General features: G+C 61.2%; 16 protein-coding genes. 7 read left to right on the forward strand and 9 right to left on the reverse strand.

What is annotated here, in order from left to right:
• The first annotated feature begins 173 nt into the window (after positions 1-173).
• The 5 genes from groL (at position 174) to IVA95_RS37610 (ending at position 4,512) form a co-directional block, all read left to right on the forward strand.
• Positions 174-1,817 carry a chaperonin GroEL gene (gene groL, locus IVA95_RS37590; RefSeq protein ID WP_247515109.1) on the forward strand — a complete coding sequence of 548 codons (1,644 nt, stop codon included), beginning with the start codon at positions 174-176 and terminating at the stop codon, positions 1,815-1,817.
• Positions 1,818-2,141: 324 nt separating this feature from the next.
• A complete protein-coding gene (locus IVA95_RS37595) occupies positions 2,142-2,480 on the forward strand; it encodes a thiosulfate oxidation carrier protein SoxY (protein WP_247515110.1) in 339 nt (112 codons plus the stop codon).
• Positions 2,481-2,501: 21 nt separating this feature from the next.
• Entirely contained in the window at positions 2,502-2,828 is a 327-nt protein-coding gene (soxZ, locus tag IVA95_RS37600; protein WP_247515111.1) for a thiosulfate oxidation carrier complex protein SoxZ, read from the forward strand.
• A gap of 89 nt (positions 2,829-2,917) precedes the next feature.
• Positions 2,918-3,235, forward strand: coding sequence for a hypothetical protein (locus IVA95_RS37605; protein ID WP_247515112.1), 318 nt, complete (start codon positions 2,918-2,920; stop codon positions 3,233-3,235).
• A gap of 41 nt (positions 3,236-3,276) precedes the next feature.
• Entirely contained in the window at positions 3,277-4,512 is a 1,236-nt protein-coding gene (locus tag IVA95_RS37610; RefSeq protein WP_247515113.1) for an NAD(P)/FAD-dependent oxidoreductase, read from the forward strand.
• Positions 4,513-4,578: 66 nt separating this feature from the next.
• Here the strand turns inward: IVA95_RS37610 and IVA95_RS37615 are convergent, their stop codons facing one another.
• From IVA95_RS37615 to IVA95_RS37650, 9 genes are all read right to left on the reverse strand, one after another.
• Positions 4,579-6,690, reverse strand: coding sequence for a cation-translocating P-type ATPase (locus IVA95_RS37615; protein WP_247515114.1), 2,112 nt, complete (start codon positions 6,688-6,690; stop codon positions 4,579-4,581).
• Positions 6,691-6,746: 56 nt separating this feature from the next.
• Positions 6,747-7,472 (reverse strand): sulfite exporter TauE/SafE family protein, encoded by a 726-nt coding sequence (locus IVA95_RS37620; RefSeq protein ID WP_247515115.1) that lies wholly within the window; start codon positions 7,470-7,472, stop codon positions 6,747-6,749.
• Between the two features lie 49 nt (positions 7,473-7,521).
• A complete protein-coding gene (locus tag IVA95_RS38915; RefSeq protein WP_256470377.1) occupies positions 7,522-7,644 on the reverse strand; it encodes a hypothetical protein in 123 nt (40 codons plus the stop codon).
• A gap of 324 nt (positions 7,645-7,968) precedes the next feature.
• Positions 7,969-8,181, reverse strand: a complete 213-nt coding sequence (locus tag IVA95_RS37625; protein WP_161853373.1) for a hypothetical protein — start codon at positions 8,179-8,181, stop codon at positions 7,969-7,971.
• A gap of 23 nt (positions 8,182-8,204) precedes the next feature.
• The gene (locus IVA95_RS37630) at positions 8,205-9,983 is read right to left on the reverse strand and encodes a cytochrome c (RefSeq protein ID WP_247515116.1); all 1,779 of its coding nucleotides are present in this window, start codon (positions 9,981-9,983) and stop codon (positions 8,205-8,207) included.
• Positions 9,980-11,428, reverse strand: coding sequence for a cbb3-type cytochrome c oxidase subunit I (locus IVA95_RS37635; RefSeq protein WP_247515117.1), 1,449 nt, complete (start codon positions 11,426-11,428; stop codon positions 9,980-9,982). Before IVA95_RS37635 ends, IVA95_RS37630 begins: the two co-directional genes overlap by 4 nt.
• Positions 11,429-11,536: 108 nt before the next feature.
• Positions 11,537-11,992 (reverse strand): hypothetical protein, encoded by a 456-nt coding sequence (locus tag IVA95_RS37640; protein ID WP_247515118.1) that lies wholly within the window; start codon positions 11,990-11,992, stop codon positions 11,537-11,539.
• 11 nt (positions 11,993-12,003) lie between these two features.
• Entirely contained in the window at positions 12,004-13,134 is a 1,131-nt protein-coding gene (locus tag IVA95_RS37645) for a metallophosphoesterase (protein ID WP_247515119.1), read from the reverse strand.
• Positions 13,135-13,266: 132 nt separating this feature from the next.
• The gene (locus IVA95_RS37650; RefSeq protein WP_346658101.1) at positions 13,267-13,980 is read right to left on the reverse strand and encodes a carboxypeptidase regulatory-like domain-containing protein; all 714 of its coding nucleotides are present in this window, start codon (positions 13,978-13,980) and stop codon (positions 13,267-13,269) included.
• A gap of 224 nt (positions 13,981-14,204) precedes the next feature.
• On the opposite strand from IVA95_RS37650, the gene IVA95_RS37655 reads away from it, so the two are divergent.
• Positions 14,205-14,876, forward strand: a complete 672-nt coding sequence (locus IVA95_RS37655) for an SCO family protein (protein ID WP_247515121.1) — start codon at positions 14,205-14,207, stop codon at positions 14,874-14,876.
• A 61-nt stretch (positions 14,877-14,937) separates the two neighbouring features.
• Positions 14,938-16,173: a 5-aminolevulinate synthase gene (hemA, locus tag IVA95_RS37660; protein ID WP_247515122.1), complete on the forward strand. Its 1,236-nt coding sequence runs from the start codon at positions 14,938-14,940 to the stop codon at positions 16,171-16,173.
• Positions 16,174-17,129 lie beyond the last annotated feature (956 nt).

The following is a 17,129-nucleotide window of genomic DNA, read 5'->3' on the forward strand; positions in this document are numbered from 1 at the left end:
GCCGCTAGCTTAAAACATTGGACGGCTTGAAATCGTGTGGGTTGAAATCACCAGCGCGAGCGCGCCGCACGTGCACGCTCCGAGGGTCGCTGTTGTGCGGACAAGGGAGACCGCATTCGGACTTGGACGCCCTCGGCGCCGGCGAGGTCACCTGATCAAATCGGGAACCATCCATGGTAGGCAAGCAAATCGCATTTTCCGGTAGGGCGCGTGAAAGCATGCTGCGCGGTGTCGACATTCTCGCCAACGCGGTGCAGGTGACGCTCGGGCCCAAGGGCCGCAACGTGGTAATGGAAAGGTCGTTTGGCGCACCCCGCATTACCAAGGACGGTGTGACGGTCGCCGGAGATATCGAGCTTGAGAACAAATTCGAGAACATGGGGGCGCGGCTCGTTCGCGAGGTCGCGAGCAAGACCTCCTATGTCGCCGGTGACGGCACAACCACTGCAATAGTGCTGGCGGCTTCCCTCGTTCGCGAAGGCACCAAGGCAGTTGCCGCCGGTATGAATCCGATGGACCTGAAGCGCGGCATCGACCTTGCGGCCGAGACTGTCGTCGAGGATCTCAAGAGGAACTCGAAGAAGATAACTTCCAACGACGAGATCGCGCAGGTCGGTACCATCTCCGCCAATGGCGACGCCGAAATCGGCAGGTTGCTGGCCGAGGCCATGAAAAAGGTAGGCAATGAGGGCGTGATCACGGCCGAAGAAGCGAAGTCGCTTGAGACTGAGCTCGATGTAGTCAAGGGCATGCAGTTCGATCGAGGTTATCTCTCGCCCTACTTCATCACCAATGCCGACAAGATGCAGGTGGAGATGGAGAATCCCTACGTCCTCGCATATGAGAAGAAGCTCTCGGACCTGCGGGAACTCCTGCCACTGTTGGAAGCCCTGGCGCAGACAGGTAAGCCGCTGCTCATTATCGCGGAAGAGGTCGAAGGCGAAGCACTCGCCACTCTCGTGGTCAATAAGCTGCGCGGCGGGCTCAAGGTCGCGGCGGTGAAAGCGCCCGGCTTTGGCGATCGCCGCAAAGCGATGCTCCAAGACGTCGCCATCCTTACCGGTGGTACCGCCATCTTGGAAGATCTCGGCATGAAGCTTGAGAACGCCACGCTCGACATGCTCGGCCGCGCCAGAACGGTAGTGATCGACAAGGAAAGCACCACGATCGTCGGCGGCGCCGGCAAGAAGGAGGACATCGAGGCCCGCATCAACCAGATCAAGCAGCATATCGCGGAGACCACCTCCGACTATGACCGCGAGAAGCTAGAGGAGCGGCTCGCCAAGCTCGCCGGCGGGGTGGCAGTGATCCATGTCGGCGGGGCGACCGAAATCGACGCGAGGGAGCGCAAGGATCGCGTCGACGACGCGATGCATGCGACGCGCGCCGCGGTTGAAGAAGGCATTTTGCCGGGCGGCGGCGTGGCCCTGCTCCGCGCCGCCAAGGTGCTCGCCCGGGTAAAGCCAGCCAACGAGGACCAGAAGCACGGCGTTGACATCGTCAAGAAGGCAGTCTGTTGGCCAGCGCGCCAGATAGCACTAAACGCCGGCGACGACGCCTCGGTGGTGATCGGCAAGATCCTGGAGAAGGAGCAGTACAACTGGGGTTATGATGCCCAGACCGGCGAGTACGGCGACCTAGTCGCCAGGGGCATCATCGATCCAACCAAGGTGGTACGCACCGCGCTGCAGGACGCGGTCTCGGTCGCCGGCCTACTCGTCACCACTGAGGTCATGGTTGCCGAGCTGCCGACGCCGCCGCCTCCACCTTTGCCGGGCCATGACCACGACCACCATCGCGGCGACATGGAATTCTGAGCCGATCGCGATCGCGCACACGACCGCCTGCAGCGCGGCTGTCGGGTGAGCCCGTCAATGTCGGGGCCGCGCCGACGGTTGTAGCAGCAGCGAGAAGGGATCGTCTTGCGAGAACTCCCATGGTAAGATTTCAGCGTCCAGAGATATCGAGCGCCCACTTCGAGAGTTCCACCTGTCGGTAGGGAGGATCTCGCGTTGGAGAAGAAAAAGCCAGTCGGCATTACGCGCCGAAGCGTCTTGAGCGCCGCCATTGCCGGGAGCGCCGGAATTGCTAGCGCCGCCCTTGCCTCAACATCGCCGCCGAGCGACGACGCGGGGAAACTCGTGAAGCAGCTGACCGGAAAGACCCCGATCGCATCGGATCGTCTGCATCTGATCATGCCGCAGGTCTTTCCGAACGGCTATACGGTGCCGCTTACGCTCGCGATCGATAGTCCCATGACGGAAGCCGATCACGTCAGGCACGTTTCTGTGCTGGCGCCACGAAACCCGCTAATTGAGGTCGCCACGTTTCATTTCGTCCCGCAACGCAGCGAGTCCCGCGTGTCGACGCGCATTCGCCTTGCCGAACCGCAATATGTTCTGGCGGTGGCGGAGATGAACGACGGCACGTTGCTGATGACCGAGACCTGGGTCGAGGTCGCCACCAACGGATGCAAATGACATCCCGGAAGGAGGTGCGGAATGTTCGCTCCGACACCCCGTGTACAAGTGCCAAGCGCCGCCGCGAGCGGTGAAGTGTTTCCGGTCAAGACCCTGATCAGCCATCCGATGGAGACCGGGTTGCGGCACGATGACCGAGGCAACGTCATCCCGCGCAAGATCGTCAACAAGTTTACTTGCCGCCACAATGGCGTCGTGGTGTTCAGCGTCGATCTCCACGAAGCCATGGCGGCGAATCCTTTTATCGAGTTCTACTTGCGCGCGACAGAGAGCGGCCGGCTCGAATTCGTTTGGGAGGAGGATGGCGGCGGCATCTATGTATTGGAGCACCAGCTCACTGTCGCCTAATGTTGTTGTAGTGATGTTGCCATGCTCCATTTCACGCCATGAGCAAAGGGATCGGCGATCGCAGATACGGGGATGGAGCCGGACTCAACATGCGCAAAATCATCGCCGCTTCCATTGCTGCAGGTTCGTTCATTACTTTCGCCGATCCCAGCCAGGCAGCGGGCCGCAATGGTGGAGCCCAACTCGCCGCGATGTGCGCGTCCTGCCATCGTCTGGATGGCGGCGATGGTAGTATTCCGACGATCCTCGGCATGAGTCCGGAGATGCTCACCCGCGCAATGCTTGCGTACAGATCGCGTGAGCGCCCGGGCCATATCATGCGCGCCGTCGCCCTGTCGCTCAGCGATGAAGAAATCGTGATCGTGGCGCGCTATCTTGCAGCGCTGAACAGGCAGGCTAGGCCATGAAGTCCCGGACGCGTCGAGAGTTCGGCTACTTGACGGGAACGATGGCCCTCGCGGCGCTCAACCCTCGATTGGTAGCAAGCGAGGCCAAGGCAAGGGTTGTCGTCGTCGGCGGCGGCATCGGCGGTGCCACGGCCGCCAAGTACTTGGCCGCCAGCGCGCCAACGATCGAGATCACTCTGGTTGAGCCAAATCCGAACTATACGACCTGCTTTTTCAGCAACCTCTATCTCGCCGGGCTATGCTCGCTCGAGTCGCTTACGCATGGCTATACGACGCTGGCGCAACGATATGGCATCAATGTTATTCATGAATCCGTGGCAGCGGTTGATCCGGTCGCAAAGACCGTCGGGCTCAAGAGTGGTCCAAATTTGCCTTACGACCGCGTCGTCGTTGCTCCTGGCATCGCGTTCAATTACGAGGCCCTCGAAGGGTATGACGAGGCGGCAACGCAGGTCATCCCGCATGCCTGGAACGCAGGCCTGCAGACGCAGCTGCTGCGACGGCAGCTCGAAAGCATGGAGGATGGCGGCGTCTTCGTGCTCGTTGCGCCCCCTAACCCGTTCCGCTGTCCGCCCGCCCCATACGAACGTGCCTCCCTGGTTGCTTATTATTTCAAACAGCATAAGCCGCGATCGAGGATTCTGATCCTCGATGCGAAAGATAGCTTCAACGCGCAGGATCTATTTCTGGATGCGTGGGAGCGACACTATCGGGGTATGATCGAATGGCTACCTGCCCAATTTACCGGTGGAATAAAGGCCATCGACGTGAAGGAGCGATCAGTCAAGACTGCGAGCGAGACATTCAAGGCCGCGGTCGCAAATGTCATACCCCCGCAAATGGCCGGCCAGTTCGCGCAGCAAAACGGCCTCGTGGATCAATCTGGCTGGTGCCCGATCGATCCCATAACGTTCGAATCGAAGCTACAGCCGGGAATCCATGTGGTGGGCGATGCGAGCAGTGCCGGCGACATGCCGAAATCGGCGTTCGTTGCGAATAGCCAGGCCAAGGCTTGTGCATTTGCTATCGCCGCGGCCCTTATCGGATCTGAGCGCGTTCCGCCCCACTTGTTCAACAGTTGCTATACTTTTCTTAGTCCCGACGATGCGGTGAGCAATGCCGTCAGCTTCAAGCCAGCGGCCGGAACGATCAAGATCGTCGACAACTTCGTCAGCCAGGTGCAGGAAAGCCGCGAAACCCGCCACCGGACCGCGCTCGAGGCGCAAAGCTGGTACACTGCCTTTACGCGTGACACGTTCGGCTATGCCGCTTTCTGATTTGAAGTTTCTGAGATGAGCTCGCAGCAACTCCGGTGGAAACTTCAAATAGGCACTAGCCGCGGCTCAACCCGCTTGAAGGGCTTCATTGTTGACCGCAACGGCCGCGCTGCGAGGTGCAGGAGCGCTCTCCGCCGCGGCGGATGGAACTGGTTCGGGCAGCCGCTCCAGCCGCAGCGAATTCAGGACGACGATGATGCTTGAGCCGGCCATCACCGCCGCCGCCAGCACTGGCTGGAGGACTCCGACCATCGCCAGCCCGATGGCGATGAGATTATAACCGAACGCCCACGCTAGGTTGGTGAGAATGGTCACGCGAACTGCGCGAGCGACGTCGATCACCCACGGCAGCGTCCGTAGCCCCCCGGGTGGGAGCACGACCGCTGCGGCCTCGCGAGCGAGGTCCGTCGCCGAACCGACGGCGATCCCGACATCGGCTCCGGCCAACACCGGCGCGTCATTGAGGCCGTCGCCAACCATCGCTACCATGCCATGGTCACGCCGGCGGCGTTCCAGCGCCGCACGTTTGGCCTCGGGTGTGAGGCCCGCCTCGGTATCGCCGCTCTCAATTCCGACCGCAGCGGCAATCCGCACTGCGGCTGCCGGAAGATCGCCGGTCAACAGCGTCACGCGCACCCCACGGCGGCGCAGCGCTTCGACGGTCGAGTGCGCCTCCGGCAGCGGCGTATCGTCAAGTGAAAGCACAGCATATGCCCGCACGCCCCAGCCGACATAGACTACGGAATGGCTGCTCGCTTCACGCCGTCTCCCGTACTCAGCCAGATTTGGCGTGAGCGACCAACCCAACTCCCGCATCAATGCGGCGCTGCCTGCCGCTACGATCCGACCGTCCGACTTGCCACGGATGCCATGCCCCGGCACGACTCGAACGTCGTGGATGGCGACTGGCTCGAGCCCGCGCGCAGCTGCCGCTGCAGCGATAGCGCGGGCCAAGCCATGCTCGGAATGGCGCTCCAGTCCGGCGGCATGCGCGAGCACCACATCGGCGCTGGTTCCATCGCTGTCGATAGCGACAACGCGCGCCTGACCCGAGGTGAGCGTGCCGGTCTTGTCAAAGGCGATCAGCCTGATGCGCGCCAGCGCCTCAAGCGCGGCCGGGTCGCGCACCAGGCAGCCGTGTCGGGCCAGCCGTCCGATGCCCAGCGAGGTGGCCATCGGTGCCGCCAGCCCGACTGCGCAGGGACAGGCCACCACCAGTACCGCAAGGCCGATCAATAGCGCACGGTCGAACGGCAAGTGCCGCGCCCAGTACACGGACGCTCCAATGCCCAGCACGAGAATGATCGGCACGAAGACGCCTACAATGTTGTCGGCGAGACGCTGGCTTGGGCTGCGGCGGATCAATGCATCCCGTACCGATCGACAAATCTGCGCCCAGCGGGTCGCATTTGCCACGCCGCTGCTTTGGATCAGGAGCGGCCCGTCAAGATTGATGCTGCCGGCGATCACATGCGAGCCGACGCCCTTGGCGATCTGCCGGCTTTCGCCTGTGATCAGGGCCTCGTCGGTGTGCGATTCGCCCTCCATGATCACGCCGTCGACGGGAATGCGTTCGCCCGGCCGAACTCGAACCAGCACACCTGCGGCAACCTCGCGCACCGGCCGGCGGTACTCTCCGTCGCCAATGACGACGGTGGCCCACTCACTTTCCGCGGCCAAGAGCGGCTGCAGGTCACGCGCCGCCCGTGCACGCCCGGCGGCGTCGAGATAGTAGCCCGCGGTGAACAGCATCAGCACCATGGTGGCCGTATCGAAGTAAACGTGCGGGCTGCCCTCGATGGTGGCAAAAGCGGAATAAAGGTAGGCGGCGCCGACGCCGAGCACGATGAGTGCCGAGGAGGTCAGGCGCCCCTCCCTGCCGTTGAGCCAAGTCTCGCGCAGAAACGGTCCGCCGAGAATGATTACCGCAGGTGTGGCGAACAGCCAGAGCAGGAGATGAATCCAGGGAAGCATCTCCGCATCCGCGCCGCTGAAGGCGTCGCTGTACAGGAGCAGGCTGAACAGCATGATATTCATGGAGAGAAAGCCGCCGACACCGAGCCGAATCAGCAGCCAAGCGGCCTCCCACTCCTCGTTTTTGCCGTTCTTCACCTGGTAGGCAATACGGCAGCCGTAGCAGCAGAATACGCAAGCCTCACCGTTCACGGAGTGTTGCATTGCCCGCCGCCCGATAGGTAACAGGCAATGGCTGCAAAGTGTACGGTCCTGTGCCGTCATGCGGGATATCCTCCTGGCCAGCCATGCGCGAGGTGCGCGGCGAAAGGGAGGACGCCGCGGCCGAGGGTGACGAGACCGAGCAGTAAAATGCAGCTGCCGGCCAGCCAGACGCCACGCTGCCGCCACGCTGGCGCAAGTGCTTGGCCGACGCCTCCCGTCAGCAACAACGCGGGAAAGGTCCCGAGCCCGAAAGCGGCCATGGTAAGGAAGCCGTGCAGCGCCCCGGCCGTGCTCGCTGCCTGCGCGGCAAAGGCGTAGACCAGCGGACACGGCAGGAAGCCGTTGAATACGCCAAACGCGAGCGGGGCGGCATGTCCCGGCGCTGTCAACAGGCTACGCAGGGATGCCGCGAGGGTACCCGCGCCGGAGCTGGGCGTGATGCGATGCAGGCGTGGCAGCAGGCCAAAAAACTGCAGCGCCATGGCGATCATCAGTAGTCCGGCGAGGATCGTGAGAATTCGCTGACCGCTGTCAAGCGGACCGCTCAGCAGCGGGACTGTCGTTCCCTGCGGCGTGCATATGACCTGGCCGAGGGCACCCGCGAGCCCACCGAGAAAGCAGTACGTTGTCAATCGACCCGTATTATATAGCAGATGGCGCAGAACTGTCGCACCGCGTCCCTGCGGATCGCTGCCCAGCGCACAGGCGAACCCGCCGCACATACCGATGCAGTGAAAGCTGCCGGCGAACCCCGCTGCGAAAATGACAACATAGGCGATCATCGCAGACGCCTTGCTTACTCGTGAGTCCACGCTTCGGCTGCGCCATCCCTTATTCTCGAACGAGGTAAATCAGCCAGGCGCAGAAGCCGATGGTGCAGGTCCCATAGATCAGGAAGGCGATGACTTGGGACGGGCCTGCATCAGCAAACAAGAAAGCCGTGTTTTCCAGCATGGTCTCCTCCCTCAGCGCAGGGAAATCAGCACCACGTTCATGGCCAGTTCGCCCGCCAGGAACAGCAGGTTCAGGCCCGCGGCCACGAGAATAATCTTCGCTGCCAGCATGTCCGCTCTCCCTCTAACGAGTCCCCTAACCAGTCCCCGGATTCAGCGGGCCTAGTCAGGCCGCCCCGGCCCAACGCCGCCCCAATAGGCGTACATGTAGTACAGGCCCCAGGCGAACAGGACCGCGTAGGTGACAAGCAGCCACACCGGGATATACCCAACGCGAGCCTGAATAGTGCCGCCAGCATATTCCTCCAGTTCCGGAGGCGAGCTCTCACGCACCTCCAGCTTGGGGTGCGTCGGGCTTTCCGGGTCGCTCTGCTGCAGGTCCGTCATCGCCGACCTCCCTTTGATAGAATCGTAAAGCTGCTTCATCTGCCCCATGGAACGCGCCCGAGAATACGCCCCAAACGAAGATGCAAACCGCACCGAGGCTCATCATCAACGCGGCGAGATAGGGGCCGACGATCTCGAAATTGGTGATCATGGTTCATTCTCCCTGGCGGCCGCTCAAGGTTGTTTGGCCGCGGCCTCCCCACGCGAACTGCCACGCGCCGCCTTCGAGCTGCCGGTCCTCTGCGCGCGCCCGTTCGGAATATAGGCTTTGTCCGGCGTGTCCGCTTGCAGTTTGGGATCGTTGAGCGCAGTGCGATCGGCGGACGCGATCGGGAGCGGCTCACCCGTGATGGGATCCGTGAAGGCGGAGAGCGAGAGCACGTAATAGGCGAGCGCCCAACGGTCTTCCTCTGGTAGCGAGTCGCGATAATTAGGCATTGGCGTACCGCTCAATCCGGTCGTCATGGTCCGGAAGATGTCTTCGACCGCCGGACCCGACTTGAACTGACCGGTGGTCAGATCGGCGGGTGGGATCGAAAAGCCGAGATCGTCCTTCAAGCCGGCAGCCTTTTCGCCGTCACCCTTGCCGGTATTGCCATGGCACTCCCAGCATTTGGCGATTCGCCAGACCTCTTTGCCGCGCGCGAGGATCTGCTGCGATGGGACCGGCGGTTGCGGAATATATAAGGGAGCGCCCGGCGGTTCCTCGATGAAAAACGAATACGGCTTCGCCGGATCGGAGCGATCGACCGCAAGCTCATATTTGATATATTGGATGACCGCGAGCCGATCCGTAAGCGGCAGCTCATACCAGGGCGGCATGGCGGTGCCGCGCACGCCCCGCGTGATTGTGCGCAAGAGATCACCGTCGGTCGGAACAGGTTCCTTGGTCAACCTGAACTTGAAGACCGCCGCTGCAAAGCTTCGCGGCCGCTGTCGATACAGGAACGTCGCAGCGGGGCCGTTCCCGTCGCCCTTGACGCCATGACAGCCGACACACCGCCGCTCATAGACAACCCGGCCATAGGCAATCCATTCGGAAGAGCGCGGCAGCGTGGCCTGCGTCACCTCAAGCTGCTGCGGCTCGAACACGTCGCGCCATTTGCCACGGTTCATGCCGAGCTTTTGCAGATAAGCGATCAGACCTTCGAGTTCTTTCGTCTCGGCCGCGATCGTGACCGTATTGCCGATATATTCGTTGTTCGGGATCAGGATCGCCGGGGCCTTATCGCGTGCTTCCAACGGGACGAACAGCAGCCCGGCGGCGTTCGGGGTGAGTTTGATCTGCACCTTGCTTTCGAAGTCGAACAGCTTTTGCGTGATGGCATTATTTTCCAGCGTGCGATTTCCGGCCCCGTCATCGACGATCTTGACCGGATCCCGGGGTGTTTCGAACAGTGCCCGATACGGTGCCATGATCGAGTCAGGCAATAGCTCGCGCGGATTCCAGAAGTGGGCCAAATGCCACTCGTTGCTGTATTTGAGCCCAACCCGGGTCAGGTCCGGCCCGATGCGCCGGGTGCCGAACAGATGCGGCACATCATAGGCGTATTCGCCGGCCTCGCTCACCGGGCCCCAGCGGCGCGTCTCGCCCGTTACGGGGCGCACATACTGCGAATGACAATACCAGCAGCCCTCGCGCAGATAGATTTGGCGGCCGAGCTGTTGCGTCGGCGTGTAATCGGTGGCGTCGCTAAGCATCCATTTGAGCTGGCCGTAATCGGTACGGACGACGGCAGTCACCTCGGTGGTACGGGCCGATGGCTCGATGAAGGGGAGAACGCCCTGGGTAAGCACGGCGAGGAAGAAGAAGATGATGCCGGCGACCAGCGCGACGAAGCGCGCGCTGATGGCTTCAGGCTTCCAGCGCCAGCGCAACCAGGCCCGCCACCGGGCGGCACGGCTTTCGCCCTCTCCACCACGCGGCCGAGTGCCGTCGTCATGCGCGCTCATTCGGCCGGCCTCCCAACCGGGATCACTCCGGGCTCAATCGCCGGCGCCCGGGCCACGACCTGACTGGTCAGCGCCGTCATTGCCAAATTGATGACCAAGAGAGACATGCCGATGTCCATGCTGATGCCAGACATCGTGCGCACCAGCCAGTAGGGCTGCATCCACACTACGGTATCAAGCCATTCGGTGCCGCTCATCCACTGAAAGCCCTGCTGCAGGCCAGCGGCGGTCAGCACCAGGCCCATGGTGGAGATGCCGACGGTAATCAGCCAGAACGACCAATTGCCAAGCGTGAAGGACCACAACTCGCGCTTGAATGCCCGCGGCCAGACATAGACCAGACCGCCCATCGCCCAGACCACGAAGGTCCCGAATACGGTGAGATGCGAGTGGGAGATGACGAAGTCGGAGAAGTGGGTGGGCTGCTGGATTGAGCGCAAGGCTTCGGTCGAGCCCTGGAAGCAACCGATGAGATACATCAGCGAGCCCATGATCAGGAACTTGGCAGGCAGGTTCCGCCCGAACTCGTGCCACTTGCCCGTCATCGTCCCGAAGAAATTCACCAGAACGGTCCACACAGGAATGATGAGAAGCATCGAGGTGATGACCGCCAGCGTTTCGGCCCAGTCGGCGATTGGACTGTAGAGATAATGATGGATGCCGACGAACGGATAGAACAGGGCGAGCGACCAGAAGCCGACCAGAGAGAGCTTGTGCGCGAACAGCGGATTGTGCGCGGCAACGGGGAGGAAATAGTAGATCAGCACATAGCCGGCCGGCGTCAGCCACAGCCCGACGATGTAGTGGATGTACAAACCGTGGAACGCCGCGCTGTTGATGCCGGAAATCGTGTAGGGCAGGATAAAGCTGCCGAGGACGAGATTCATCGTCGTCCAGATGAAGGTGGCGATCAGGTACCAGAGCGCAACATAAAGCGGCGGCTCCAGTCGCTGCCCGATGGTGATGAGGAATTGCGCGGTCACCGTGGCGACGACGATGAAGATCGGGATTTCAGCGAACAGTGGAAGTTCGCCGGCTTCGAGCCCGTGATTCTGGCCGAATGCCAGCGACACCAGACCGGCGAAAACGGCGATACTCCATAGCCAGGCCAGCGGAACGCCCAGTCGCGGCCAGACCACGCGGACGCCACACAGGCGCGGCACAAGGTAATAGCATTCGCCGATGAACAGCGTCGAAAAGGCGCCGAAGATGACGCCATTGACGTGCACAGGCCGCAGCCTGCCGAAGGTGAGCCCTATTTCGTTGCCGAGATAATCGGGATGATTGAAGAGGCTTGAAAGAGCAACGCCGATCGATGGCGTGACAAGGAGCCAGAACATGCCGAAATAAAGCCACGTTCGTACAACCACCCAATCGACCAGATCATCCAGATTGATCCCGCTGAACCTGCCGCGCAGTCTCTCAGCAGGAAACACATCCGCCATGGAGCATTCCCCTTGCCTGTCTGCTAATGCATTCTCTCCTGTTCTCAAGCGGATGCAGCTTCGACAGCAATGACCCGCGCTAGAAGTCTCCGCTTCGCAGCGTCGAAATCAGAACTTGCCCGGGTTCAACACCGTGCCGGTCTGCGACCAGTAGATGTACGCCTCCAAAGCCTTCATCGCGTCCGAGTCATCGGCGATCTTTTCTCCCTGGTTGGGCTTCTCGATGCACCAATTGATCATATCGCGCAGCGTCGCGAACTTGGCCATCTGCGCCTGGAACTTCGGGAAGGTGGCGGGGTGGGTATCGGCCGTCATGGGATGACACATAGCGCATGCCATTCCCGTTTTGGACAACACGACACCCATCGCCTCCTCGGTTGCAGCATCGCCGTGGAACAGCAGGTCGCCCTTGCGGACCTGCTCCATGAACACTTGCTGGTAGGCGGCCAACAGCTGTGGCGTCACCGGGTCCTTGTGTGCACCCGCAGGGCCGACCAGAACGGCAAGCGCTACCGCGGGGGCAGCGCGGAACAGAATGAAACGGCATGTTATCGACGCGGTCATGCCCATTCCTCCTAGTATGGCCACATATTGTCAGCGATCCGAGGCCGAATAACCTCGGGAATGCTCTTCGCATAGTCATCCGGAGACTGCGCGAACACCTGCTTGCGCCACATGATGTATTCGACGTCGACTTTGTCCTGGGCGTCGACGTTGATCTTCTCCCAACCGACCCCGTCAAAGTGATCGCCGGGGTCGACCCGAATCATCGGCTTCGTCAACTTCGGCACCCCCTCCGGGGCGTAAGGCCAAGGCCATGAGGTTGCCAGCATGCCAATCGAGCGCATAGTGCCGATCTCGTTGTAGAGCACCTGATGCGTGTGACCGTGAAGGTTGGTGACCTTGGTGTAGGGCTTGAGCACCTCGTTCACCTCGCGCCAGTCGCGCACCCAGAAGTTCCACGGCGGATAGTACTCGTAGAGCGGATTGTGGCTGAAGATGATGACCGGCCGGTTCCGGTCCCAATTGGCAAGCGTTTTCTGCAGCCAGTCGAGCTGATCGCGGCCGACGCCCGCCCACGGGCCAGCGACGGTGCCGTCGAGCGTGGCCATGTGACCCATGCGCTCCTCGGGACTCATCTTCCTCGCCGTCCAATAGTCCGGACCACGACTGACGGTGTCGAGCCCGACAAAGCGCACGCCCTTATGGTCAAATGTCCAGTTGGGCTGACCGAACAGTTCGCCCCACTTCTTACCCATGTCGAGGTACCAATCGTGCTCGCCCGGAATGTAGACCTTGCGGATGTTGATTTCTTTCAAGATCTCCACGCCGAGCTCGAGTTCCTCGACCTTGCCGAGCTGAGCCAGGTCGCCGCCAAAGATCAGGAAGTCGGCCGGCGGACTCATCGCCTGCACCTCCTTGGCGGCACGCACCGTCTTATCGACGAAACGCGTATTGAGGGACTTCGGATAGAGATGGGTGTCGGATATCCAGGCGAACTTGAACGGCGCCTCGGCCGCATAAGCGACGTCGAGAGTGTTGAGCAGCGGCCACCAGGCGAAGGTCTCGGCTACGGTCGCCGCCCCGACCAGACATGATTTGTGAATAAAGGTGCGCCGGGTAATCCGCAGCGAGGGGTCAGGATGCACCCCGGGCTGTTGGAGCACCGCAGCTATTTCACGCCGGTCGCGCTCAAGCTCGGACATAGGTTTCCTCCCTTGCGATGGGTCGCTACAAAGCGTCGCTCCTCTCCCCGACGCGGGTTCCGACCGTTCGCGACGTCACCACATTTCTTGCTTCTTCGGCTCGATTGTCGCGAGTAGAGCCGCAAAAAACCGTTACTTGCCGGAGCCGCCTTGCATCAAGGAGGTGCCCTTCTTCAGTTCGATATTCAGATCGCTCGGCTTCCCCGCCGCAACGGCAACAGCTTGCTCATTCGGACCGGTGAAGGGGTGGTACACGAGCAGCTTGTAGTTTCCGGCCGGAATGTCGGAGATGGTGAATTTGCCGTCGACACCGGTGATGGCGTAGTAGGGATTGTCGGCGACATAGATAAACGCTTCCATCCAGCCATGCGCGTCACAATCGATGCGCACTTCGCCCGGCCGCGGCAACTCGACGGGAATTCGCTGACCCTGGTTGGGAAGCGCGAGGTTGAACACCGTGCGCTTGCCGTAATAGCCGTGCGTGTTGTGGAGCATCGGGTCGCTATTGACGACGTCCAGGCCGCCCACACGTATCACCTGAATGCTAGGTTCGAATTTGCACTTCTTGTTGTCGATCTCCGGCTTCTTGGCTTCCGCCGGCCAGGCTTTTCCTTTCGCGATATCGGCCAGATACACGACGGCATTCTGTACGCTCTTGTCCGGCCCGACCTGAATGAGTGTCTCCTCGAAGGGGCCACCGCACACCTCGATGTCCTTGGTCGGAATGACCTTGCGGGTGCCGGGGGTTCCGTTGAAGACGACCTTGCCGGTGATCGATCCGCCACCCGTAACCGCGGCAGCTTCGTAGGCTTGGGTTGGGAGCGGCGTTGCCACCGCCGCGACCATCGACGACGCCCCGATCAGCCACTTAACGACTAAGCCAGTCATCGCAGCACTCTCTTGATCTTTGGTGTTGATCTTTGATGTCCGCAGGAAAACTCGTCGAGAGCTAACCGCCATTTGCAGGGACTAGGAAAATCAGAACTGCTTTGCGAGATCTTAAGCAAAGCTTATGAACGCTGAGGGCAAAAATCGTCTAAGAAATACCCGCTGAAACGGGAGGGAAGTTTGTGGCGGCCAACCGCCGCCGCGGGGAGGCATTGATGCGTCGCCGTTCCATATTTTCGGACCTCGGACGGGCAATCCCTTTCGGCATTGCTGTCGCGACCGCGTTGGTGTTGAGCCAACCGCTCGTGGGCGCAGCCAACTTGCCGGTGACGATCGGCGGCCCGTTCACACTCACCTCACCTGAGGGCACGGCAGTCACCGAGCAGACCTACCGTGGGCAATGGCTTCTGGTTTATTTCGGCTTCACTTCGTGTCCCGATAGCTGCCCGACGGCGCTCCTTGAGATTTCCGCCACGCTCGAGAAGCTCGGCCCCGACGCCGACAAGCTGCAACCGTTGTTCATCACAGTCGATCCGCAGCGCGACACGCCGACGGTTATGGGGAACTACACCCAATCATTTGATTCGAAGATCGTCGGGCTCACCGGCACGCCACAGCAGATCGCTGCCGTTGCCCAGGATTATGGCGTCTACTACGCACCCCGTAAGAACGGGCCAGGCGCCGATGACTACGTCATGGACCACAGCACCTACCTCTACCTGATGGACGCTGAAGGCAAATTCGTGCGCGGTTTTGACGCCGACACGCCAGGCGAGCGCATTGCCGAGGCGGTGCGCAGCGCCATCGCAAAGGCTCGCGAGAATGCCAGTCATCAGGGTCGACCAACGCAATGAGAGCGCGTCCTGACCAGGGATGTCGCACGGACATCTGAGACGTCGCAATCGGGAGGCTGTCATGAATTACGACGGCTATTTCCTTCGTGCCCTCGCGCGGCTGCGGGACGAACGGCGCTACCGCGTCTTTGCTGATCTTGAGCGCATCGCCGGGCGCTATCCCCACGCCATCTGGCACTCGCCCGCAGGCCCGCGTAGCGTCGTAATCTGGTGCTCCAACGACTACCTGGCCATGGGGCAACATCCGAGCGTGATCGGCGCCATGGTCGAAACCACGATCCGCATGGGCACCGGCGCGGGCGGCACGCGTAACATCGCCGGCACCAGTCATCCACTGGTCGAGCTTGAGCGCGAGTTGGCCGACCTGCACGGCAAGGAGGCGGCGCTCGTGTTCACATCCGGCTATGTCTCGAACCAGGCCGGCATTGCGACGATTGCCCGGCTAATGTCCGGCTGCGTGATCCTGTCCGACGCGCTCAACCACAACTCGATGATCGAGGGCGTCCGCCAATCCGGAACGGAGAAGCATATCTGGCGCCATAACGATCTCGGCCACCTCGAAGAGCTGCTCAAGCGGACCGAGCCCCAACGGCCGAGGCTGATCGTCTTCGAGAGCCTCTATTCCATGGATGGCGATGTCGCCCCCATCAACGGAATTTTCGATCTTGCTCAGCGTTACGAGGCGATAACCTATTGCGACGAGGTGCACGCGGTCGGCCTGTATGGCCCGCGCGGCGCCGGTATCACAGAACGCGAGCGCGCAGCGCACCGCGTCGACGTCATCGAGGGGACGCTTGCCAAGGCGTTCGGCTGTCTTGGCGGATACATCGCGGGCGATGCCGCGCTGATCGATGCGGTGCGATCATACGCGCCTGGCTTCATTTTCACTACAGCACTTCCGCCGGCAATTTGTGCCGCTGCAGCCGCGGCGATCCGCCACCTCAAGAGTTCCAACCGCGAGCGCGAGCAGCATCAGTACTGCGTGGCGCGCACGAAGGCCGTGCTTGTGGCGGCCGGGCTCCCGGTCATGCCGACTGAGACGCACATCATACCGGTCCTCGTCGGCGATCCGGAGAACTGCAAGGCGGCAAGCGACCTCCTGCTCACCAAACATGGAATCTACATCCAGCCGATCAACTACCCGACCGTGCCGCGTGGCGTGGAGCGCCTGCGGATCACGCCTTCGCCACATCACGACGATGGCATGATCGACGCGCTCGCCAAGGCGCTGATCGATGTCTGGGAGCGGCTCGACCTGCCGCGCGAGGACCGGGCGCTCGCGCAGATGAGCGCGTAGCGGCGCTCCACGCCGAGACCACGACTGCCTATTGCTTACTGCACGTTTGAATGCTTCCGTCTAAGGAAAGTAGTCACGGGAAATCGAACAAAGCGTAGACAATCGTAGAGAAGCGTAGGAAATCGCAGCTTTGGTAGCGGGGGAGCGCTACCGCCTTTCCCTACACCAACCAAACCTACGATATCTCATCCAATCCTTTGCATAGGGCAGTTCATGAGGCCACCGCGAGTTCAGCTCTTACTCTCTAAAACACATACATTGAAAGGGCTACGAACCTCGGTATCGGGCGAAAGCGGCCGAATTCGCGGAAATTCGAAAAGGGGCGCATGTTCGCCTCCATCATCATACAACCTCGTGACAAACGGTTACGATTCGTCCTGTTTGCACCCAGCGGCTATACCTGCGCGCTAGATTCACACGGGAGAGGTCCAAGGTTCGATCCCTTGTGCGTCCACCATTCTCCTTTACAATCAATGATTTAATGGATCCGTTCCCTAGGGTGTGCCCCGAACGACTTGGGGCACAATGGGGGCACTTCACCACGGTGGCCAAAAATCGCTCGCCGCCGACGCGATCTCGACGCCACTCAAGAAACTTGGCTGATCCAATCGACGACATCCGTTTCGGCAACGTCGTAATAGAACTGGAGAGTTCGCTCCATGCGGTGGCGCATCGCGGCTGCAAGTGGTTAAGCGTTGCGTAAACAGCTGAGATGCTCGCATAGCTCAAGTGCATAGGGACCCCTCTGGAGCTCACGCGTTCGAATCGTGTCGAGTCTGCAACAACGTCAATACGCGATCTCGATAGTCTGCTGACAATCAAAAGCCAAGCTCACCACAGAACCACCAAGACTCGAACAACGCAGGCGCACGATCGGCACGGGTTACTTCGCCGCGGCGCACTTGCGCGCCACGACAAGATCGGCAGTCGAAGGAGATCAACTGCACAACGCAATC

The organism is Bradyrhizobium sp. 157, from assembly GCF_023073815.1.
In the GTDB taxonomy this organism is placed as follows: domain Bacteria; phylum Pseudomonadota; class Alphaproteobacteria; order Rhizobiales; family Xanthobacteraceae; genus Bradyrhizobium.